Source organism: Pseudomonas sp. SWRI179, assembly GCF_014268705.1.
Taxonomy (GTDB): Bacteria; Pseudomonadota; Gammaproteobacteria; order Pseudomonadales; family Pseudomonadaceae; genus Aquipseudomonas; species Aquipseudomonas zanjanensis.
The window spans coordinates 113,957-136,166 of record NZ_JABWRA010000010.1; the positions used below are offsets into that span (position 1 = coordinate 113,957).

20 protein-coding genes are annotated in these 22,210 nt (G+C 64.1%); 4 read left to right on the forward strand and 16 right to left on the reverse strand.

The genetic code is table 11. The annotated features are described in order from the left end of the window. Positions 1–44: 44 nt before the first annotated feature. The 16 genes from madM to HU767_RS08305 all read right to left on the reverse strand — a co-directional run bounded on the left by madM (position 45) and on the right by HU767_RS08305 (position 18,815). On the reverse strand, positions 45–809 hold the full coding sequence (madM, locus tag HU767_RS08230; RefSeq protein ID WP_186729218.1) for a malonate transporter subunit MadM: 765 nt from the start codon (positions 807–809) through the stop codon (positions 45–47). A 5-nt stretch (positions 810–814) separates the two neighbouring features. Next, positions 815–1,207 (reverse strand): malonate transporter subunit MadL, encoded by a 393-nt coding sequence (madL, locus tag HU767_RS08235; protein ID WP_186710375.1) that lies wholly within the window; start codon positions 1,205–1,207, stop codon positions 815–817. Positions 1,208–1,274: 67 nt separating this feature from the next. Further along, complete coding sequence (gene mdcH, locus HU767_RS08240; RefSeq protein WP_186729220.1) at positions 1,275–2,195, reverse strand: malonate decarboxylase subunit epsilon; 921 nt, start codon at positions 2,193–2,195, stop codon at positions 1,275–1,277. Continuing rightward, positions 2,192–2,815, reverse strand: coding sequence for a malonate decarboxylase holo-ACP synthase (locus tag HU767_RS08245; protein ID WP_186729222.1), 624 nt, complete (start codon positions 2,813–2,815; stop codon positions 2,192–2,194). Before HU767_RS08245 ends, mdcH begins: the two co-directional genes overlap by 4 nt. Continuing rightward, entirely contained in the window at positions 2,809–3,612 is an 804-nt protein-coding gene (gene mdcE, locus HU767_RS08250; protein ID WP_186710372.1) for a biotin-independent malonate decarboxylase subunit gamma, read from the reverse strand. Before mdcE ends, HU767_RS08245 begins: the two co-directional genes overlap by 7 nt. Continuing rightward, complete coding sequence (locus HU767_RS08255; RefSeq protein WP_186710371.1) at positions 3,609–4,460, reverse strand: biotin-independent malonate decarboxylase subunit beta; 852 nt, start codon at positions 4,458–4,460, stop codon at positions 3,609–3,611. Before HU767_RS08255 ends, mdcE begins: the two co-directional genes overlap by 4 nt. Further along, complete coding sequence (locus HU767_RS08260) at positions 4,453–4,752, reverse strand: malonate decarboxylase subunit delta (RefSeq protein ID WP_186729224.1); 300 nt, start codon at positions 4,750–4,752, stop codon at positions 4,453–4,455. Before HU767_RS08260 ends, HU767_RS08255 begins: the two co-directional genes overlap by 8 nt. After that, the gene (locus tag HU767_RS08265) at positions 4,752–5,627 is read right to left on the reverse strand and encodes a triphosphoribosyl-dephospho-CoA synthase (protein ID WP_186710367.1); all 876 of its coding nucleotides are present in this window, start codon (positions 5,625–5,627) and stop codon (positions 4,752–4,754) included. Before HU767_RS08265 ends, HU767_RS08260 begins: the two co-directional genes overlap by 1 nt. Further along, positions 5,628–7,298 (reverse strand): malonate decarboxylase subunit alpha, encoded by a 1,671-nt coding sequence (mdcA, locus tag HU767_RS08270; protein ID WP_186729227.1) that lies wholly within the window; start codon positions 7,296–7,298, stop codon positions 5,628–5,630. 493 nt (positions 7,299–7,791) lie between these two features. Beyond that, complete coding sequence (locus HU767_RS08275) at positions 7,792–8,421, reverse strand: nucleotidyltransferase domain-containing protein (protein ID WP_186729229.1); 630 nt, start codon at positions 8,419–8,421, stop codon at positions 7,792–7,794. Positions 8,422–8,577: 156 nt separating this feature from the next. Continuing rightward, complete coding sequence (locus HU767_RS08280; RefSeq protein WP_186710363.1) at positions 8,578–9,039, reverse strand: chemotaxis protein CheW; 462 nt, start codon at positions 9,037–9,039, stop codon at positions 8,578–8,580. After that, positions 9,032–14,965 (reverse strand): Hpt domain-containing protein, encoded by a 5,934-nt coding sequence (locus tag HU767_RS08285; RefSeq protein WP_186729231.1) that lies wholly within the window; start codon positions 14,963–14,965, stop codon positions 9,032–9,034. Before HU767_RS08285 ends, HU767_RS08280 begins: the two co-directional genes overlap by 8 nt. A 189-nt stretch (positions 14,966–15,154) precedes the next feature. Continuing rightward, positions 15,155–17,215 carry a methyl-accepting chemotaxis protein gene (locus HU767_RS08290; protein WP_186710361.1) on the reverse strand — a complete coding sequence of 687 codons (2,061 nt, stop codon included), beginning with the start codon at positions 17,213–17,215 and terminating at the stop codon, positions 15,155–15,157. Between the two features lie 206 nt (positions 17,216–17,421). Next, positions 17,422–17,961, reverse strand: a complete 540-nt coding sequence (locus tag HU767_RS08295; RefSeq protein WP_186729233.1) for a chemotaxis protein CheW — start codon at positions 17,959–17,961, stop codon at positions 17,422–17,424. A 10-nt stretch (positions 17,962–17,971) separates the two neighbouring features. Further along, positions 17,972–18,337 (reverse strand): twitching motility response regulator PilH, encoded by a 366-nt coding sequence (pilH, locus tag HU767_RS08300; protein ID WP_018609535.1) that lies wholly within the window; start codon positions 18,335–18,337, stop codon positions 17,972–17,974. Between the two features lie 49 nt (positions 18,338–18,386). After that, the gene (locus HU767_RS08305) at positions 18,387–18,815 is read right to left on the reverse strand and encodes a response regulator (RefSeq protein WP_092170757.1); all 429 of its coding nucleotides are present in this window, start codon (positions 18,813–18,815) and stop codon (positions 18,387–18,389) included. 224 nt (positions 18,816–19,039) lie between these two features. Here HU767_RS08305 and gshB point away from each other — a divergent pair, with 224 nt between their 5' ends. From gshB to ruvX, 4 genes are all read left to right on the forward strand, one after another. Beyond that, positions 19,040–19,993 (forward strand): glutathione synthase, encoded by a 954-nt coding sequence (gene gshB, locus HU767_RS08310; RefSeq protein ID WP_186710360.1) that lies wholly within the window; start codon positions 19,040–19,042, stop codon positions 19,991–19,993. Between the two features lie 76 nt (positions 19,994–20,069). Next, complete coding sequence (locus HU767_RS08315) at positions 20,070–20,966, forward strand: energy transducer TonB (RefSeq protein WP_186710359.1); 897 nt, start codon at positions 20,070–20,072, stop codon at positions 20,964–20,966. Positions 20,967–21,190: 224 nt separating this feature from the next. Further along, a complete protein-coding gene (locus HU767_RS08320) occupies positions 21,191–21,760 on the forward strand; it encodes a YqgE/AlgH family protein (protein ID WP_186710357.1) in 570 nt (189 codons plus the stop codon). Then, positions 21,760–22,197: a Holliday junction resolvase RuvX gene (ruvX, locus tag HU767_RS08325; RefSeq protein ID WP_003177497.1), complete on the forward strand. Its 438-nt coding sequence runs from the start codon at positions 21,760–21,762 to the stop codon at positions 22,195–22,197. Before HU767_RS08320 ends, ruvX begins: the two co-directional genes overlap by 1 nt. Positions 22,198–22,210: the final 13 nt, after the last annotated feature.

The following is a 22,210-nucleotide window of genomic DNA, read 5'->3' on the forward strand; positions in this document are numbered from 1 at the left end:
CCTGCTCGCGATGAGGACAGCCCGTTCAGCGCAAGATCAAAGCCCTACCCCATCAACCCCCGCATAATCAGGAACAGCAGCGAAGGCCCGAGCAAGCACCCAAGGGCGGTGTAGAACGCCGCCGTCAGGCAACCATAAGGCACCAGCTTCGGATCGGTGGCCGCCAACCCACCGGCCACGCCGCTGGAGGTGCCCATCAAGCCGCCGAAGATCACCGCGCTACGCGGGTTGTTGAGGCCGATGTACGGCGCCACGAACGGTGTCGCCACCATCACCAGGATCGCCTTGATCAATCCGGCGGCAATGGACAAGGCCATCACCTCGGAAGTGGCCCCAATCGCCGCCCCGGTCACCGGCCCGACGATGTAGGTCACGGCTCCCGCACCGATGGTGGTCAGGCTCACCGAATCGGTATAACCAAAGGCCATCGCCACGCCAACCCCGGCAATGAACGACGTACCGACCCCGACAAACAAGGCCAGCACTCCAACGAAACCGGCGCGCTTGAGTTCCTCGACACTCACGCCGAACGCCGTGGCGACGATGGCGAAGTCCCGCAGCATGGCGCCGCCCAGCAAGCCAATCCCGGACAGCAGCGGAATGTCCACCACGCCCTTTTGCCCACCGGTCATTGCGCCGCCGATGTAGGAGAGTACCAATCCCAGGAGGATGGCGATCGCCGAGCCATGCAGGCGGCCTTTGGTGAAGGTATTGCTGATCCAGTAGGACACCCACATGGTGATGCCGACAATGGCAAAACCGCTGATCAGGCCGTAGCCGGTGATGACTTTCATCATGGATTCGTACATGGCAATCACCCGACCGTCTTGACGGAGATGTCGGCCTGAGGCCCTTTGTTGCCAATGCGTACCAGCACCGGTACCAACGCAAAGGCAATCACCACCGCCAGGGTCCCGGCCAGGATCGCCATCGGCCCACCCTTGAGTGCACCGTAGACGTTTTGCTGGGCCGCCATCGCGACCACGATGGGGATGTAGATCGCACTCCAGAATTCCACGCCGGCCTCGGATTTGCCCGTGAACAGGCCGCGTTTGTTCAGGTAACTGCCCAGGCCGATCAACAGCAGCATCGCAATGCCGACGCCGCCCACGTTGGCCGGCACGCCAATGAGCTTGCCCAGCAGCTCGCCGATGAAAATACCCGCCAGGGTACAAAAGGCCAGGAACGCCACACCGTAAATAATCATTGTCGTAGTCCTCAAAGTGCATCGTCGAAGTTGTTGTTTTTGTGCTTCGCCAGCTTGAGTCGGTGGTCTAGGGTTGGCGGCTTCCCTCCTCACGCAACAGCGCTTGCAATGTATCGAGCCGAGCACCGTCGAAGGCCATGACGGAGCCCTGCTCGAACACCCGGCGCGCCAGGGCGGTGAGCACCGCACCGGGCGGCAGTTCGATCTGCAACCGCACGCCTCGCTCGTAGGCGCTTTGCACCGTGCCGCGCCAATCGACGACACGGCACATGTTGAAGGCCAGATCGTCGCGCAGGGCATCGGTATTGATGACCGGCCGGGCGCGGCTGCCGCTGAGATAGCCCAGGGTTGGCGCTTTCAACGGCACGTCGGCAAACGCCTCGGCCAATGTCCGGGCCGGCGCCTCCAGCAACGGACAATGGGACGGCACGCTCACCGCCAGCCGGCAGGCCTTGCCAGCGCCTTGGCTCCGAGCCTTTTCGGCAACGAGGCCCATGGCGCCGTCGCTGCCGGCAATGACCACTTGGTTATCGGCATTGATGTTGGCCAGGTAGACCGGCGTTGTTTCACTGTGCACCTGGGCCAGCAAGGCTTCCACCGCCGCGAGGTCCAGGCCGATGATCGCCGTCATGCCGTAGCCTTGCGGGTAGGCCTGCTGCATCAGTTCGCCGCGCAGGCTGACCAGTCGCAACGCATCCTCGAAAGCCAGCGCCCCAGCCACTACTGCCGCCGGATACGCACCGATGGACAGTCCCGCCACATAGTCAGGCGCGGGAGCCTGTTCCAGCAATCGACGGGCCGCCGCCACGCCGGCGATCAGCAGGCACAGCTGCACGGCGCGGGTCGACTGCAAGGCTTCAGCGCTGTCCAGTCGCAAGACATCTTCACCGAGCACAGCACTCGCCTCGTCCAGGATCCGCGGCGCCACCCCATGGAGCATGCCCACGCGCTGCGCACCCTGGCCGGGAAAGACCAAGAGGCTGCTCACGCGACCTGCTCCAACGAAGGCTGCCAGGGATCGCTCACCAGCCGGGCCCGGACATCATCCTTGAGCAAGACCCGACGGGACGAGCCCGCCCATTCGCGCAAGGCCACGGCGCCGCAAGGGGTTTGCAACTGCATGTCCACGGCGCATACCGAAGCATCCAGTAGCGCCAGCAACTGCTTGGCCTGGAGCCGATCCAGGCGCTGCGGCGTGCGCAGAATCAGATCCAGGTCGCTGCGCTCATGCAGTGCCTCGACACCCGTGGCGAGCTCGAACCCGGCGCTGCCGCTGACACCCCAGGCCCAGCCGCTGGCGTCGAGCAGCGGGCGCAGGCGGGCCAGCGTGTGCAGGGCTGGCAGGTCGCGAGTCGACTCGACGTGACAGAGGTCTTCCGGCCTGACGCAACGGGAAATCGCCGCGACCGCCATTGACGTTGCATAACGCTGCTCGCGCAAATGCCCGCGCACGCCGACCGCGATCTGATCCGCTGGCGTCAGCGAGCGCCGAACCACCACCGGTTGACCGGCGGCCATCGATTCAACCACCCATGCCGGCGCACCCGCGGGCACTTGCTCCGGGGTCATCCCCCAGAGCAGGTCATGGGCCAGGTACGTATTCACCACTGCGCGCTCAACAATTGGCGAACCGTGCTGGAGGCCGCCCGATGGGTCGCACCGAGGCGACTGCTCAAGTCGCGAGGCGCAGTGGCGACATTGTTGATCGCCTGTTGCAGGCAATCGATGACCCGGGCCAAATCAGTCGCCGAGGGCTGTTCGATCTGCTCCACCGACAGGGTTTCCCACAGCAAGCCCAGGCTGGCAAAGCTGTCGATGTCATAGGCCATCGGCGGCACGCTGGCAGCCAGCGCTTCAAGCTCCTCGACACTGCGCAAGGTCACCCGCGCCGCCGAAGCCTTGCCCATGGCGTGGACCATCACGCCCGGGTCGCGCAGGGCGATCAACCGGTTGGCCTGGTAGCCGTGGGCCAGGAACGCCCCCGACATCGCCTTGCCCACCAGCAAGCCAATCACCGGATGCCCGGCCAACCGGGCGCGGGCGTAACTGTCAGCGGCGCCGGCCAGGGCCTGGTGAATGCCCAGCGCTTCTTCGCGCCGGCCATAGGCCTGGCTCGGCACATCGACAATGGCGATCAGCGCACGCTTGTGGGTTGCATCGCGGTCGGCGTCGATGGCGTCATCCACCGCCTTGGCCAGGCCCCACCCTTCCAGCAAGCCGACTTCGCCATTGCGCGCCCGAGGGAAACGGTTGTCGGGATCGGCCACCACCGCCAGCAGGCGCACGGTTTGTTCGCCCAGGCTGACATCGGCGACTTTCAACGAAGCGGGTAAACCTTGCACCGTGCTGGCACCACCACTCAAGGCCTCGAACCAGCGCAAGCCTCTCAACGAATAAGCACTCATGGGCGTTCTCCCTGGTACAGCTGGCGAACCGCTTCCGGTTCGATTTGCACGTCAGTGTCCAAGCGGGCCAGGCGTTGCAGGAACAGTTCGGCCTGGCCACTGCGGTGCTGCGCGGGCACGCCCAGGTGCAGCAACTGGCTGACCTGCTGACGGATCTGCGTCACGTCGTCGGCCGCGTAACGGTCCACCAGTCCGGTGGCGAAACGCTGCTCACCGCCGGTCAGGCTCCAGATAAATGGCCGGTCGCGAGAGTCATATTCGTCGAGGCCGGCTTCCTGTTCGATCACTTGCGGACCGTTCAGGCCCAGCCGTGCTTCCCGGGTCACCAGCAGATAGCTGCACAGCCCGGCGGCAATGGACATGCCGCCAAAGCAACCGACGCTGCCGGCGACCACACCCACCACTGGCTGGTACTGGCGCAGATCGACTATCGCCGAGTGAATCTCGGCAATCGCCGCAAGCCCGAGGTTGGCTTCCTGCAACCGCACGCCGCCGGTTTCCAGCAGCAACACGGCGCGGGTCGGAATACCTTTTCGGTTGTCCTGCGCCGCCAATTCCAACGCACCGGCGATCTTCGCCCCGCCGACTTCGCCGAGGCTGCCACCCTGGAACGAACCTTCGATGGCGGCGATCACCACCGGCAGGCCGTCGAGCATGCCCTTGGCGATCACTACGCCGTCGTCGCTTTGCGGCACCACGCCTTGGCGCAACAGCCACGGCGACATGATCCGCTGGAACGGGTCGAGCAATTCGCGGAACGTACCGGCATCGAGCAAGGCTTTGGCCCGTTGCCGGGCGCCGAGTTCGACGAAGCTGTGCTTGTTGAGCAACGCTGCGCTGTCAGTCATGGCCCATCTCCTCGAAGCCTTGTTCCAGGCGCAGGCGCACCACGCCGGGGGTGGCGCCGAAATCATGGATGTCGATGCTCATCGCGGACGGTGTCTGACCGTCGAACATCCGGGCAAACAGATGCCGCCAGCGCTGCTCGCTGCCATTGACCGAGGTCTGCACCTGGATGGTCAGCTTGCCCGCCAGGCCAGGCTCGATCAGCACTTCCAGGTCGCCCGAGCCGACACAGCCCACCAGCGCCCGGCCCCGTGGCGGCTTGCCGGCGGGGAATTCAAAGGATAAGGTTTCCATCAGCACACTCCTGGGAAGAAGCCATCGCCGCGCTCGATGCGATCGAGGAACAGGCAGGCGGCGAGCAGGTCGGCAGCGCCGCCGGGCGAGGCGTTCAAGGCAATCAGTTGTTGGTCCAGCGCATGCAATTGGCGGCGGCCGCCCAGGCTTGCACTGCCACCGGCGTCGAGCACCGCTTTGGCGCCCTGTTGCATGGCCTGCAAACCCGCTTCGCCAGCGCGGTAGAGCACACAGGTGTCGGCCAGTGTTGTCATGATCGCCAGCAAGGCATCCAGGCGAGCGTTCTGCTCGCCCGCCCCCGCCGCGCGGCTGCGCTTGAGTTGCGGCAAACCCAGGCCCGTCACCGCCGGGAACGCCAGTTGCGCTTCTTCCCGGGCGCCGCGCACGCCGTAGCGCTGGGCGACCTGGGCGCCGTGGCTCAAGGGTTGGGGTGCATAACGGTCGGTGAGCAAGGCCAGGCGGGCGGCACGTAGCGTGACGGCGCCCGCGACGTTGGATTCAGGCTCCAGCGCCGCCGCCGCGACGAGCAAGCCCAAGGCCCATATCGCACCCCGGTGAGTATTTACGCCGCCCGTGGTGGCGAGCATCGCGGCTTCACCTTCTCGGCCGATCCGGCCGAGGGCCTCGCGCAGCGGCAAGCCGATCTCGCCACACTCGAGGGCGGCCTCGGCCATTTCCTTGAAGGCCGGCCACAGCGACAGTGCCGAGGCGTGCATCAGGCCCAGGTGCAGGTCGGTGTGGGCACCACTGCCGCGCCGGTCCACCAGGGCCGGTTTGGGTGAGAGGTCGGCTTCGTCGATCAGCGCGTCCACCGCCAGATCGGCCAAACGTTCAGCCAGGGATAACGTCTTGGGTTGCAGATTAAGGGCGCGCATTTACCAGCTCCTGAACTTGGCGGGCGGGTTGTAGAGGCCACCGGACCATTCCACCAGATCGGCCACGCTCTTGGCCGCGAGCAACTCGCGGGTGGCGTCGGTGCGGCGGATGCCGAGGTCTTCGGGCAAGGCGATCAGCCCTTCGCGGCGCATGCGTGCGGTGTCTTTCGGGTCATGGCGCAGGCCGATGGCAGTGACGCCGGCCACGGCGGCGATCATCGCCTGGCGCTCTTCCAGGGAGCGGGCCTTGTACAGGTAGGCGATGCCCTCTTCGGTGAGCAGGTGGGTGACGTCATCGCCGTAGATCATGATCGGCGCCAGGGGCATGCCGGCTTTCTTCGCCACGTCCACCGCGTCGAGAGTGTCGACGAAGGTCGGCTTGCCGCCTTCCTGGAACGTCTCGACCATCTGCACCACCAGCTTCTTGCCGCGTTCGAGCAACGGCGCCTCGCCACCGCCGTGGCGCATGTCGAGCCAGGCCGGCGTGCCGTGACGGCGACCGCGAGGGTCATGGCCCATGTTCGGCGCACCGCCGAAGCCGGCCAGTCGACCGCGGGTCACCGTGGAGGAATGGCCGTCGCCGTCCACTTGCAGGGTGGCGCCGATGAACAGGTCCACCGCGTACTGCCCCGCCAGTTGGCAGACCATGCGGTTGGAGCGCAGCGAACCGTCGTGGCCGGTGAAGAACACGTCGGGGCGCGCGGCGATGTAATTTTCCATGCCCAACTCGGTGCCGAAGCAATGCACGCTTTCGACCCAGCCGCTTTCGATGGCCGGGATCAGGGTCGGGTGCGGATTGAGGGTCCAGTTGCGGCAGATCTTGCCCTTCAAACCAAGGGATTCGCCGTAGGTCGGCAAGATCAATTCGATGGCGGCGGTGTTGAAACCAATGCCGTGATTGAGGGACTGGACGTTGTGTTTTTCGTAGATCCCACGGATCGCCATCATCGCCATCAGCACATGCACAGGCTTGATATGGCGAGGGTCGCGGGTGAACAACGGTTCGATGTAGAACGGTTTGTCGGCCACCACCACGAAATCCACCCAGGACGCCGGGATATCGACTCGCGGCAAATCGCTGACATCGTCTACCAACTGATTGACCTGGACGATCACGATGCCGTCGCTGAAGGCCGCCGGTTCGATCAGCGCCGGCGTGTCTTCGGTGCTGGGGCCGGTGTAGATATTGCCGGCGCGGTCGGCCATGAAACCGGCCGAGAGCACGACATTGGGAATCAGGTCCACCACCAGCCGGGCATAGAGCTCGATGTAGGTGTGGATCGCGCCGATTTCCAGCAGGCCGTCTTCCAGCAACTGGCTGATGCGCAGGCTCTGGGTACCGGCGAAAGAAAAATCGAGCTTGCGGGCGATGCCGCGTTCGAACAGGTCCAAGTGCTCGGAACGACCGACGCTCGGCATGATCATGTGCAGGTCATGCAGCTTCGAAGGGTCGACTTTCGCCAGGGAGCGGGACAGGAAGTCCGCCTGCTTCTGGTTATTGCCTTCCAGCACCACACGGTCGCCGGGCAGGATCAACGCCTCCAGCGCCGCGACGATCTTGTCGGTGGGCAGCACCACACCGTCGGCAAGCCCCTTCACCAGCCCGAGACGCCGCTGTTTCTCGCTGCGCCGCCGCGTCCAGCGCGAGTCGGGGGATATTGTTGTTGTCATGACCACTCCACGGGTTCGCTGTCGTGGAGCTCACCTTAGGAGTGTTGTGGCGTGGGCATCAATCAAGCTCAGCGGCGGATCGTTACGGCTGGAGTAATGGTTGATGCCGCAGCGGACAATGCTTCTGTGGCGAGGGAGCTTGCTCCCGCTCGGCTGCGCAGCAGTCGTCGCTTTTGGGGCCGCTTCGCGACCCAGCGGGAGCAAGCTCCCTCGCCACGGTTTGCGACATCCGGATGAGGGTCTGCCCTGTGGGAGCGAGCTTGCTCGCGATAGCGGTGGGTCAGTCAACAGTGTTGTTGCATGACACTGCGCCATCGCGAGCAAGCTCGCTCCCACAGGGATATGGATTGGATTGGAAGTTTGTGGCCACCGCCACGGGCCAACTCTTGAGAAAGAGAGGGAAGTGGTTTGGGCATCCTTCAAGCGATCCACGGCTGAACGCATCAGGCCTTCACATTCCTGGCGATCCGGTGGTTCGGTTTTCAGGCCGCCGCTATGTGACAGGTTCTCCAGGTTTTGGTGCTTGTCCATCCTTGGTTTCCAACGGGTCTTCACCCAGCAAGTCGATCTTCTCCTGCTGCGCTACCCGCATCACGAAGCTGTTGCCGGCCGCAAGTTTTGCCGCCCAGTCCCGGGGCGTGTAGAGCGTTGGATTTAGCGAACGGCCCAGTTGTTCTTCCAGAGGCAGGAGCCGCTCCATGACTTCACTGTAGTGCAGGCCCTCGCCGATCAGCATGAGGTCTATGTCACTGGATGTGTTCGCCTGGCCCTTGGCGATGGAGCCATAGACGAACGCCCAGCACAGTTGCTCTGAAAAGGGCTCCAATGCCAGGCGTAACGGTTCGGCGATGCCGATGGTCTTGCGCACGATGCCCAGCAGTTCAGCGTAAATCGGACAGTGTGGATTTGCTTGATAGTGGGTTTGATTGCCCAGACGAGTCATGGTGAGCACGCCTGAGCGTTGCAGGCGCTCCAGCTCGCGCATGAGGCTGCCTTTGCCTACTTGGGCCCAGCGGGCAATTTCGTTGGCATAGAAGCTTTGATCCGGCTTACCAAACAACAAGCCCAAGACTCGCTGCTGAGTGGCTGTGAACAGCGCGTCGCTGAGAGAAAGAGGGTTCATATAAGCAGTCTAAAGTCCCAAATGGGGAACGATAGGTCCCTTATTGGGACTTATCAAGCTTTGACACTTAAGTCGGTCCCATAAAAGGACTTAACAGACCCTTAATGGGACTTCTTCGCAGCCCAGCGGGAGCAAGCTCGCTCCCACCGGTTGGGTTCAGTTACCGACCAACCCCGCCGCAATCACCAATTCCTCCAACGCCAACAGATCCGGTACTTTCGCCACATGCTCCCCCACCTGCACCGCCGCCTGTTCCAGCCCGCACAGCGGCACGTCGACGTAGCTCAACTGGCTGTCGAGCTTGCAGGAGCGCGGGATGCCTTGCACCAGCAGCGCGATGAAGCGCAGCTCCGGCCGGCCGCCCAGGGCGTTGAGCACGACGATGCGCACACGCTCGCCCATCACGGTTTTCTGACCGCAGGCCGACTCGAAGCTCAGCAGCGGGATTTGCCGTTCGCGCCAACTTACCCAGCCCAGGAACCACGGCGGGGTGTCCAGATCGAAGGCGCTGCTTTGGTAATCGATCAGTTCGGCCACCGCCACGTTGGGCAGGATCAGGTGTCGGTCGGCCAAGGGCAGCAGTAACCCGGTGAGGTGGCTGGTGCGATGTTCATGCATGGGTTTTGCTCCAGTAGGCGATGCTGTCGAGCAGCACCGACTCCTGGTACGGCTTGCCCAGGTAGTCGTTGACACCGATGGCCATGGCGCGGTCGCGGTGTTTCTGGCCGGTGCGGGAGGTGATCATGATGATCGGCAGGTGTGCCAAGCGCGGGTCGTTGCGCACTTGGGTGGCCACTTCGAAACCGTCCATGCGCGGCATTTCGATGTCCAGCAGCATCAGGTCGGGCGCGTGTTCGGCCAGCAGCGCCATGGCATCCACGCCGTCCTTGGCGGTCAGGACATGCATGCCATGGCGTTCCAGCAGGCGACTGGTGACCTTGCGCACCGTCACCGAGTCATCCACCACCAGCACCAGCAGTGGCCGTTGCGGTTCGCCCTCGCCTTCGGCCGGCACCTGGCGGCGCGGAACCTGGTGGGGCAAGGCGCGGATCGGCGCCAGCAGGTCGAGGATCAACACCACCCGGCCATCCCCCAGGATCGTCGCCCCGGACAAGCCCTGCACCGCCGCGAATTGCGGCCCCAGGCTCTTGACCACGATCTCCCGGGTCCCGGCGATGGCGTCCACCTGCACGGCGACGTGCCGCTCGTTGCACTGCACCAGCAACACCGGCAAGGGTTGGCTCTGGCCCAGCAATTTCGGGCGGCCGCCGGTTTTCAGCAACTCGCCCAGATAGCACAGCTCATAGCGTTGCCCGGCGTAGGTGTAGGTCGGCGGATCGAGCTGGTAATAGCCGTCCAGTTCGGCGGGCAACACCCGGACCATGCTGTCGATGGCGTTCAGTGGGATCGCGTACTGGTCGTCGTGACAATGCACCATCAACGCCCGGTTCACCGCCACGGTAAACGGCAGGCGAATGCGGAAATGCACGCCCTGCCCCGGCGTGGAATCGATGACCATGCTGCCACCCAACTGCCGCACCTCTTCGTGGACCACGTCCATGCCCACGCCACGCCCAGAGATCTGGGTGATTTTTTCCGCGGTTGAAAACCCCGGTTGCAGGATGAACTGCAGCACGTCGCGGTCACTGATGTCGCTGTCCGGCGCCAACAGGCCACGCTTGATCGCCTTGCGCCGCACCGCTTCCAGCGGCACGCCGGCACCGTCGTCGCGGATGTCGAAAATGATGTCGCCGCCTTCCCGGGACAGGTCGAGGCTGATGCGCCCCCGCGCGGGCTTGCCGGCGGCGATGCGCACGTCGGCCGACTCCAGGCCGTGGTCGACGGCGTTGCGCAGCATGTGTTCCAGCGGCGCGGCCATGCGTTCCAGGACATTACGATCCATCTCGCCGTCGGCATTGCCGACCACGAATTCCACGTCCTTGCCCAATTCCTGCGCCACTTGCCGGACGATGCGCTTGAGCCGCGGCAGCATGCGTTCGAACGGCACCATGCGCGTGCGCATCAGGCCTTCCTGGAGCTCGGTGTTGATCCGCCCCTGCTGTTGCAACAGGACTTCGGCGTCGTGGTTGCTGCGATCCAGGGTTTCCTTGAGTTCGAGCAAGTCCGACGCGGACTCGAACAGCGCCCGGGACAATTGCTGCAACTGGGAATGCCGGTCCATTTCCAGCGGGTCGAATTCTTCGTAGCCCAGGCGCTCGGCCTCCACTTGCTGGCGGCTGAGAATCCGCCCCTGGGTCTCGGTGTCCAGGCGCCGCAACTGGTCGCGCATGCGCTCGATGGTGGTTTCCATTTCGCCCAGGGCCACGCGCGCGTCGTTGACTTGCTGTTCGATGCGCCCACGGAAAATCGACGTTTCGCCCGCCAGGTTCACCAGGTCATCGAGCAGTTCGGCGGAGACCTTGACCATGTCCGCACCGTCGCCCGCTGCGCCAGGGTCCGGTCTTGCCGGCGCCGTGGGAAGACTTACGCTAGCGGTGGGGACCGGCTCCGGTGTCGAAACAGCCTGTGGCGCCGCGCTTTCCTGGGGATGATTCACCGCCTGGATCTGCGCGATCAGCCGGTCGGCCAGTGGGCACGGGTGACCGGCGCGCACCGCATCGAGCATCTGCGCCAGCCGGTCATGGCTGCTTTGCAACAAGGCGAACAGCGCCGGGGTCGGCTGGAGCAGGCCCGCCGACAGGCCTTCGTAGAGGTTTTCCAGCTCGTGGGCGAGGTCGCCGATGGGGCCGATTTCCACCATCCGCGCGCCACCCTTGAGGGTGTGCAAATCCCGCAGCAGGGTTTCCACGGCCTGGCGGTTCGACGGTTCTTCCTGCCAGCGCAGCAGCGCCGCCCCTGAGCTGTCGAGAATGTCGAAGCCTTCTTCAAGGAAGATTTCCAGCAACTCGGGATCATGGCCGGTGCCGTCGGCCTGGGCCGCGGCGCTCGTCTCGATGGCGTTCGGCTTGTCCTGGCGGAACCTTCGGATGGCGTCGATCAGCGCAACGGGATCGCCCAACGGCTGGCCCTGTTGCAACTGCCCAAGCAACAGGTCGAGGCGTTCGTGGCTGTTATCGAGCAACTGCGCCAGTTCCTCGTTGTAGCTGTAGCGCCGGTCCACCAGCCCTTCGTAGAGGTTTTCCAGCTCCTGGGCCAGGTCGCTCACCGGCCGGATGTCGGCCATCCGCGCGCCACCCTTGAGGGTGTGCAAGTCACGTTGCAGTGAGGACAACGGCGCGCCATTGTCCGGATCGGCCAACCAGCGTTGCAAGGCTTGGGCGGCGCTTTCGAGAATGTCCTGGGCCTCTTCGAGGAAAATCGACGCGAGGTCATCTTCCATCGAGGTCTCGGCGGGCGCGTCACGTTCCATTTCCGCCGTCGCGTGGCCCAGTTCGCGGATGCTCAAGGTGCGGCTGCCGTCGCTGCGGATCAGGCCGGTGGCCGACGGGTCGAGGCTCTCCTGAAGCAAGCGACGCAGGGCCTGTACCCGCTCGGGTTGCGGACGCACGTGCTGCCCGGCCGCCAGCTCATCGAGCATGTCGATCAACGCTTCATGGGCGCGCTGCGCTTGCTGGAAAAATTCATCGCTGACCGCCAGGCTGCTTTCTTCCACCGCGCCGTAGAGGTCCAGCAGGGCTTCGCAGAGTTCGTCCACCGGGTGCAGGTCGGCCAGGTGCGCGCCTTCGCCGAGGGTAGTCAGTTCATCCAGCAGCGCACTCAATTCCTGGCCTTCGCCAGGGTGCTGCTGCCAGCGCTGCAAGAGGCTCTCGGCGTCCAGCAGGATGTCCATGCCCTGGGCAAGGAAATTGTTGATCAATTGTGGATCGCGCTTAGTCCTCAGGGCTTTGCCCGGCGCACTGTTGGCGGCGTGCAGGCGCTCGGCCAGCAGCGCCTGGGCGCGCTGGATAAGGTCCCCGGCGCCGGGGATCGGCGTCAGCGGTTCGCTGTGCAACCGGCGCAAGCCCAGGCGCAGCAGTCCCTCTGCCTCCAGCAGCAATTCCACCTCATCCAGGTCGAGGGCGATCAGGTGCGCCCGGTATTCCCGGGCGAGCTCATCCATCGCACCGGCCAGCTCGGCGATGGGCAGCACGCCGGCCATGGACGCACTGCCCTTGAGGGTGTGCAAGGCCCGCTGCAATTCATCGCTGGCCTGCAACGGCAGGTGGTCGGCCGCCTGGTCGAGAAAACGATTGAGGCTGGCGAGGTGGCCCTGGGCTTCGTTGTCGAAGATTTTCAACAGCAGCGGATCGAGGGCGGCTACATCCTGCTCGTCTTCATCGTCTTCATCGCCGCCCTTGGCCAGGCCATGGGCGCGGGCGGCCAGGCGGTCGACGTCGTCACGCTGGCGCTGGCGATTGGCGGCGAATTCGGCCACCAGGTCCGGCAACAACTGCACGGTATCTTCGATCAGCTGACGGACCGACGCCCCCGGCTCGACGCTGCGCTCCAGCACCCGGTTGAGCAGGTTTTCCACGGCCCAGGCCAGCTCGCCCAGCACCAGCGCCCGCACCATCCGGCCGCTGCCTTTCAAGGTATGGAACGCCCGGCGCAGCTCGCCCAGGGCAACAGCATCGTCGGGATGCGCGCCCCAGCGCGGCAGGTACTCACGCAGAACGTCGAGCACCTCGGCGGTTTCCTCGAGGAAGACCTCGCGCAATTCGTCGTCCACCGGGCTTTCGTCCAGTGGTGGCGGCAACAGGCTGCCCGGGGTGCTCCGGGCCGGCGGATTGACCGCCGACACCGGACTGGCCAGCACCTCGGCCAAGGACTGCACCGTCTGCGGGTCGTCCAGCTCCTGCAAGTCCTGCATGACCTGGGCTTCGTTGGGGCTCAACACATCATCGAGCACCGGCACCCGCGCTTCGTCAGGGTAATAGCCGAGCGCGGCCAGGCTCCGCTCGACCCCATCGAGCAACGGCTCGCCAGGGGTTTCCGGGTCTTCGCTCAAGCGCTCCAGGTAGTATTCCAGGCCGGTGATCACGTCGGCCAGGTGATCGAGCTCCTCCCATCCCGGCTGGGCTTGCTCCAGCAGCAGGTGGTCGCGGATGAAGGCGTTGCAGGCCTCCACCAGGCTGGCGGCGCGGCCCAGGGGGATCATCGCCAGCGCGCCGCGCACCTGGGTCAGCAGTGCCGGCAAGGGCTGAAGTTGCTCGCTGTTCCAGTCCGCGTCGATGTAGTCGACGATCATGTCCTTGGCCTGTTGCAGGCAGGTGTGGGTTTCCTTGATGACGATCTGGTGGATCTGGGTCAGGTCGGTGGTGGGCAGGTGGGTGTCTTCGCGGCTCTCGGGCTCGACGGTGCCGACCATGCCGGCCAAGGTCGCCTCGACGTAGAGCAAGGCCCCGGCAACGTCCATCAGGGTCGCGTCATCCGGGGCGCGCTGGCCTTGGGCAAGGCTCAGTACCACCGCCAGTTGATCGATGATGACCTTGCGCGGCTGGCCGAAGCCCAGCACCGCCAGGGTGTCGGCGATCTGCCGCAGCGGCGCCAGCAGGCTGTCCAGCTCCGAGGCGTGCTGGCGATCGCTGCGCACGAACAAGTCCAGGCGTTCCTTGACCCGCACCAACTCCTCGCACAGCGCGGCGAGCACCGAGCGCATGGCATCGCGGTCGGGCCCGGCCAGGCGCGCGCGTTCTTCGTCGACCATGGCGCTGTCGGGCAGCGCGTCGTCCAGTGAGTAGCGTTCTTTCATGATCTGCATCTGCCCGCTGGGATGTTCGGCCTTGGCAATATAGAACAACAAGCTCTTGAGCAGGTGCGGCGGTGCCGGCTGATTGATGCCGGGCATGCCTTGGTCCAGCAGGCGCTTGAGTTCCTTGTCGGCTTCCTTGAACAGGCTGCGCAGCGCCGGGCTGTTGGCGATGCGCCCGTCACGCATGCCTTCGACCAGCGCCGAGGCCACCTGCCATAACGCATTGAGCGGCGCGCCGGCGCACAAGGTTTCCAGGCGCTGGAAGACCTTGGCCAGGTAACCGAGGTGGGTCGCGTCGTCTTGTTCGCGCAGCAGGCCCACCAGGGCCATTTGCAGGGTCTGGCGCCATTTGCGCAAGGTGTTTGGCAGGTCGGCGGGTTCAAGGCGCTGCAAGGCCTCGTCGTCAAGCGGCACAATATCGGGCAGTTCGGGGCTGAACAGGCTGGTTTCCGACAGCAGGCTCTCGCCCCGGGCACTGCGCAGGTCGTTGATCAAGGGCAGTACCACCAACGGCAGGTCGCGGCGGGCACCTTGTACGCGGTCAAGGTAGATCGGCAACTGCCCCAGGGCCTGGCTCAACAGGCTGATGGCTTCGTCGCGATGGGTGACGCGGTTGTCCTCGAGGGCGGCGCACAGCTGCTCCATCTCCTCGGCCAGCAGCGCCGCACCGTAGAACTCGACCATCTGCAGGCCGCCGTGGACCTGGTGAATGCAGGCCAGGCACTGCCCGAGGGCATCCGCCGCCTGGGGATCGTCCACCAGGCGGTTGAGGGCCAGATGAGCCTGCTTCAGCGTTTCGGCAATCTCGCCCTTGACCCATTCCAGGGCCACGTAGTCGTGCCGATCACCCATAACCACTCCAAATCAACAGTCGTATGCCGCAGGATTACATCAGCCTTTGTGGCGAGGGAGCTTGCTCCCGCTTGAGTGCGCAGCGCTCACAAAATCTTTGGGGCGGCTGCGCCCCCCAGCGGGAGCGAGCTCCCTCGCCACAAAAGCTTCCTCGCCACATGACCCTTCTCAATATGCAGATCCGGCCTGTCACACCTTGTCCTCATCCACCACAGGCGCCGCCGGCAAGGTAAACCCCGACACCGAACGGCGCAGCTGGCTGGCCATTTTCGCCAGGTTGCCAATGCTTTCGGCGGTGGCGGTGGAGCCCGACGAAGTCTGCGTGGTGATCTGTTGGATCACGTTCATGGTCAAGGAAATCTGCCCCGCCGAGGTGGTCTGTTGCTGCGCCGCGTTGGAGATGCTCTGGATCAGCGCCGCCAGGGTCTTGGACACGCCTTCGATTTCTTCCAGGGCGACGCCGGCATCCTGGGCCAGTCGTGCACCGCGCACCACTTCGGTGGTGGTCTGCTCCATGGAAATCACCGCTTCGTTGGTATCGGCCTGGATCGCTCGCACCAGGGTCTCGATTTGCCGGGTCGCCGCCGAAGAACGCTCGGCCAGGCGCTGCACTTCATCGGCCACCACCGCGAACCCGCGCCCGGCATCGCCGGCCATGGACGCCTGGATGGCGGCGTTGAGGGCGAGGATGTTGGTCTGGTCGGCGATGTCGTCGATCAGGCTGACAATGTCGCCGATTTCCTGGGACGACTCCCCTAGGCGCTTGATGCGCTTGGCGGTGTCCTGGATCTGTTCGCGAATGTTGTCCATGCCATGAATGGTGTTGTGCACCACCTCGTTGCCCTTGTTGGCGATTTCCACCGAACGCTCGGCCACCGCCGACGATTCGGCGGCATTGGCCGACACCTGGTCGATGGATTGGGCCATTTCATTAATTGAAGTCGAAGCTTCGGAAATTTGCTGGGCCTGGTGTTCGGAAGCCTGGGCCAGGTGCATCGCCGTGGCCTGGGTTTCCTGCACGGCGGCGGCAACCTGGCCGGCGGTGAGGTTGATGGTCGCCACCAGGTCGCGCAGTTGGTCCACCGAGTAGTTGATGGAGTCGGCGATGGTGCCGGTGAAGTCCTCGGTGACCGAGGCCGTGACGGTCAGGTCGCCGTCGGCCAGGTCTTCGATTTCATCCAGCAGCCGCATGATCGCGTTCTGGTTGCGCTCGTTCTTTTCCGCGGTTTCGTGGAGCTGGCGGTTGGTCTCGCGGACCATCACCAGCCCGATCAGGATGATCGACATCAGCGCCATCAGCCCCAGCACATAACCGCCAATGGTGTTGACGGAGCGCCCACCGGCGAGGTTTTCGAAGGCCGTGGCCAGGTGCGAAGCCTCGTCGAGCAGGGTCTGCGACAGGTTGAAGATGTTGCCGGCCGACTCGCGGACCTTGAACAGCTCCGGCGAGGTCTCGAGGATTTCATCCACCGAGCCCGAGACGAATTCGAACAGCTCGCTGATTTCACTCAGGCGTGCCCGGGCATCGCGGTCCTGGACCTGGGAGATTTTCAAGGCCGGATCACCTTGCAACATGCCATTGAGCACCTGGCCAAAACGCGCTGCGTCGCGACCAAAGGTGTCAGCCGCCTGGCTGGCGTTTTCGTCCCCCGCCAGCACGGTATTCACCGCGCCGAGAATCCGTTCGGCCAGCAGCGACTGGCGCTGGGCCATCGCCACCTGGGCAGCCGGCGCGCCACGTTGCAGCAGGATCTCGACGACTTTTTCGTACTCGACCTGCAACTGCGGCACGGTTTCGGCCAGGGTGGCTGCCACCTGATGCAGCGACAGCACGGTCTGCTCGCTGGAGAGGATGGCATCGGTGTTCTTGAGCAGGCGCTCCCAATCCAGCTGCACGGCGCGCATCTGCGGACGCAGGGTGGCGGGCGCAGGCGGCAGGCCGGTCACCGGGTCGCCCTGTTTCAGGTAACCCCAGCGCTGGGCGAAATCATTGCGCGCATCGCTGAGCAGCTTGAACGCCGCGGGCTTGCCGGCGGCCGCCTCGGTGGCGTTCTTGGCGATGCGCTGGGACAGCACCCGCAGCTCACCGGCATGGCCGATGTACTGTTTGTCATAGGTGGATTGAGTGTTGAGGTAAGCGAAGTTGGCGAACAGCAGCATGATGAAGACGATCAGCGCGACGAACAGCACGATGATCTGCGAACGACTGCGCGACGCTTCCAGTGGCTTGCCTGTTTTTGCTTTGATCATCGGTTCTCGCCTGTACTGCCCAATCCAACTTACGGCTGTTCCTGGGGCAACTGCTTTACTCACCTGTCAGACCGAGTCGCCTCCTTCGCGAGCAAGCCCGCTCCCACATTTGATCTATGGCGCTCACACAATTTGAGTTCACGGCAGATCCATGTGGGAGCGGGCTTGCTCGCGAAGAGGCCAGCCCATTCACCCAATATTTCTTGTCAAATCGCCACATCCATGAACCCCGGAGACCGCGCCAGGGCAAACGGGCTGAACACCTGCCACTCGCGCTCGCCGCCAAACCGGCCCTTGACGAAGGCTGCTTCCGGGCCGTCGTGGTCGTCCACCAGCGTCGGTTCCAGGCTGTCCTGGGCAAAGTGCTGCAGCCCAAGGACCTCGTCCACCAGCAACCCGGCGAACACTTCGTCGTGGTCCACCACCAGCACGCGCCGCTGCTTGCGTACGGTCGACAGTTCATGGCCGAAGAAGCCGCACAAGTCCATCAATGGCAACAAGCGCCCGCGCAGGTTAGCCACACCACGTACCCACGGCTTGACCCCGGGCAAGTGCGTGTGACGTGGCTCGTGCAGCACTTCGCTGACTTCGCCCATCGGCGCCACGTACCAGTGCTCGCCCAAGCGAAAACCGATGCCGCTCCAACCGGCGCGGTGGGTCGGCTGGGAGGGCAGGTCCGCCCCCAGCAGCCGGCAACGCCGGTCGATCTGCAACAGCAGTTCGAAGGCCGTCAGGGACTGGCTCATGGCCGCGCCGTCAACCCGCCAATACTTTGTTCAGGGTCGCGATCAGGGTTTCTTCGTCCACCGGCTTGGTCAGGTAGTCCTTTGCGCCCTGGCGCGTCCCCCAGACCTTGTCGGTGTCCTGGTCCTTGGTGGTGATGATGATCACCGGGATATGGCCGGTGTCCGGGTCCTTGGTCAACTGGCGCGTGGCCTGGAAGCCGTTGAGGCCGGGCATGACGATGTCCATCAGCACCGCATCGGGTTTTTCCTGGCGGGCCAGGGCCACGCCATCGGCGCCGTTCTCGGCCTTCAGAACCTCGTGGCCGTGCTTTTCCAGCATGCCGGTCAGTTTGTACATTTCAGTCGGCGAATCATCGACGATCAGAACTCGTGCCATGGTGTTCCCCATTTTTCTTGTTGACCCCGGGCCCGTTGGCCGAGTGTCATTAATGTGCCTGGTGCGGCTGGACAGCGGCAAAGCCCGGGACATGGGCCTGTATCGCCCCCAGCAGTTCTTCCTTGCTGAACGGCTTGGTCAAAAACTGATCGGAACCGACGATGCGCCCCTTGGCCTTGTCGAACAACCCGTCCCGGGACGACAGCATGATCACCGGCGTGGCCTTGAACGCGCTGTTGTTCTTGATCAGGGCACAGGTCTGGTAGCCATCGAGGCGCGGCATCATGATGTCGACAAAAATGATGCCCGGATGATGGTCGGCGATCTTGGCCAGGGCATCGAAACCGTCGATAGCCGTGATCACCTCGCAGCCCACGTTGCGCAGCAAGGTTTCGGCGGTGCGGCGGATGGTCTTCGAGTCGTCGATGACCATGACCTTCAAGGCGCTGGGTTGCTGCTGCGTGAGATGCTCTGCCATTGCCACTGCGGACCGATTTTTAACGCGTAAGTGTGAACGACAGCGCAAACCCTTGATGTTCAAGGCCCGCACGTCACATGGCAGCCTTTTTAGCACAGTCTCCATCGCCGATCTATCGGCCGCTCGGCGCGGTGGTTTTTCCTTGACCGCCAATCTTCCGGGCGCCACTCTGACGCCACTTTTTCGCACCAATATGTGCCCATCACATTTCGAGGAACCAAGCCATGAGCGTACGCGTCGGCATTGTCATGGACCCTATCGCCAGCATTTCCTATAAAAAGGATAGCTCGCTGGCCATGCTGCTGGCCGCTCAGAAGCGCGGCTGGGAACTGTTCTACATGGAACAGCGCGACCTCTACCAGGCCGAAGGCCAGGCGCGAGCGCGGATGAAACCGCTGAAAGTCTTCGCCAACCCCGAGAAGTGGTTTGAGCTGGGCACCGAGAGCGACGCGCTGCTCAGCGACCTGGACGTGATCCTGATGCGCAAGGATCCGCCGTTCGACATGGAGTTCGTGTACTCCACCTACCTGCTGGAACAGGCTGAAAACGCTGGCGTGCTGGTGGTCAACAAGCCCCAGAGCCTGCGCGACTGCAACGAAAAGCTGTTCGCCACGCTGTTCCCGCAATGCACGCCGCCGACCATCGTCAGCCGTCGCCCGGACGTGTTGCGCGCATTTGCCGACCATCACGGCGACGTGATCCTCAAGCCCCTGGACGGCATGGGCGGTTCCTCGATCTTCCGGCACACCGCCGGCCACCCGAACCTGTCGGTGATCCTGGAAACCCTGACCCTGCACGGCCAGCAACAGATCATGATCCAGGGCTACCTGCCGGCCATCGTCGATGGTGACAAACGCATCCTGATGATCGACGGCGAACCGGTGGACTATTGCCTGGCGCGCATTCCGGCAGCCGGCGAAACCCGCGGCAACCTGGCGGCCGGCGGCCGTGGCGAGGCGCGCCCGTTGACCGAGAAGGACCGCTGGATCGCCGCCCAGGTCGGCCCGACCTTGCGTGAAAAAGGCTTGCTGTTCGTGGGCCTGGACGTGATCGGCGAGCACCTGACGGAAATCAACGTCACCAGCCCGACCTGCATTCGCGAGATCGACAACGCCTTTGGCACGGACATCGGCGGCATGTTGATGGATGCCATCGATCAGAAGCTCAAGGCTCGTTGATCCAGATCTGCTGAAGGAAACCCACATTGCGTTATCATGCCCGGCCTGAAAAAAACGCGATGTTGGTTTCCTTGTCATGACACTTCCGTCCGATCTGCCCCAAGAGCTCGCCCATCGTGGCGTGCGCCCGGCTGATCGCCTCGGTTTTACCCTGTTCCTGGCGGCATTGATCCATCTGGCCTTGCTGCTGGGCGTCGGTTTTGCCACGGTCGAGCCCAAGCAGATCAGCCAGACCCTGGAAATTACCCTGGCCACCTTCAAGAGCGAGGCCAAGCCCGAGAAGGCCGATTTCCTTGCCCAGGAAAACCAGCAAGGCAGCGGCACCCTGGAAAAAAAGGCGACCCCCAAGACCACCGAAATCGCGCCGTTCCAGGACAGCACGGTACAGAAAGTCACCCCGCCACCGGCGGCCAAGCCCGAAGTACGGGAAACGGCGCCCAAGGCAGCCGTGACCACCGTGGCGCCGAAGCCGAAAAAAGCCCCGGTCAAGGAAGAGGTCAAGCCCGATCCCAAGCCCCAGGCCCCGGTGCCCACCTTCGACAGCTCCCAGCTGTCCAGCGATATCGCCAGTCTGGAAGCCGAACTGGCCCAGGAGCAACAGCTCTACGCCAAGCGCCCGCGCATCCACCGCCTGAGCGCCGCCTCGACCATGCGCGACAAGGGTGCCTGGTACAAGGACGAGTGGCGCAAGAAGGTCGAGCGCATCGGCAACCTCAACTACCCCGACGAAGCGCGGCGCAAACAGATCTACGGCAACCTGCGGCTCATGGTCTCGATCAACCGCGACGGCTCGTTGTATGAAGTGCTGGTGCTCGAATCCTCCGGCCAACCGCTGCTGGACCAGGCAGCCCAGCGCATCGTGCGCCTGGCCGCACCGTTCGCACCGTTTACCGGGGACCTGTCGGACATCGACCGGCTGGAAATCATCCGCACCTGGAAGTTCGCCCGGGGTGATCGGCTTTCCAGTAACTGAGCTGCATCAGTGGTGGACATGGCGCCTGAACCCGCGGCTGATCTACTGTGGGAGCGGGCTTGCTCGCGAAGACGGCGGCCCTGCCACAAGAGATCCGTCGGATGTACTGGCCCCTTCGCGAGCAAGCCCGCTCCCACATTTGACTGGTGTCTCCTTCCAGATCGAGGCATTTCCTGCACATCCCCAGCTTGTCAGTTCGGCCCTGCGCCGCCACACTAGCGCGTATGAAAAACGTCAGCCCCACCTACCTCAAGCATCACTTCCTGATTGCCATGCCGCACATGGCCGATCCGAACTTTGCCCACACCTTGACCTACATCGTCGAGCACACGGCCAATGGGGCCATGGGGCTGGTGGTCAATCGGCCGCAGGAGCTGAACCTGGCGGACATTCTTGAGCAGTTGCGGCCCGAGGTGGAACCGCCACTTTTGTGCCAGCACGTGCCGATTTTCATTGGTGGCCCGGTGCAAACCGATCGCGGTTTCGTGCTCCATCCGTCGGGCCCCAAATTCCAGGCCACGGTGGACCTGGACGGTTTATCGCTGTCCACCTCCCAGGACGTGCTGTTCGCCATCGCCGATGGCGTCGGCCCGGCGAAAAGCCTGATCGCCCTCGGCTATGCCGGCTGGGAGCCCGGGCAACTGGAAGCCGAACTGGCGGATAACGCCTGGCTGACCTGCCCGTTCGACGCCGACATCCTGTTCAATACCAGCAGCGAACTGCGCCTGGAAGCGGCGGCCAGCCGGTTGGGAGTCAACCTCAGCCTGCTCACCAGCCAGGCAGGACACGCCTGATGGCCCTGCGCTTGCTGCTGGGCTTCGATTACGGCACCAAACAGATCGGCGTAGCGGTCGGCCAGGTCATTACCGGCCAGGCCCGCGAGTTGTGCACCTTGAAGGCGCAGAATGGCGTGCCGGACTGGAACCAGGTCGAAGCGCTGATCAAGGAGTGGAAACCCGATGCCGTGGTGGTCGGCCTGCCGCTGAACATGGACGGCACGCCCAGCGATATGTGCCTGCGCGCGGAAAAATTCGCCCGCCGGCTCAACGGCCGCTACAACCTGCCCTTCTATACCCATGACGAGCGCCTGACCACCTTCGAGGCCAAGGGCGAGCGCCTGGTGCGCGGCGGACAGAAAGGCAGTTACCGCGACAACCCGGTGGACGCCATCGCCGCCGCCCTGCTGCTGCAAGGCTGGCTCGACGCCAACGCCGCCCTGTTCGAAACCTGATTTTTTGAAAGCG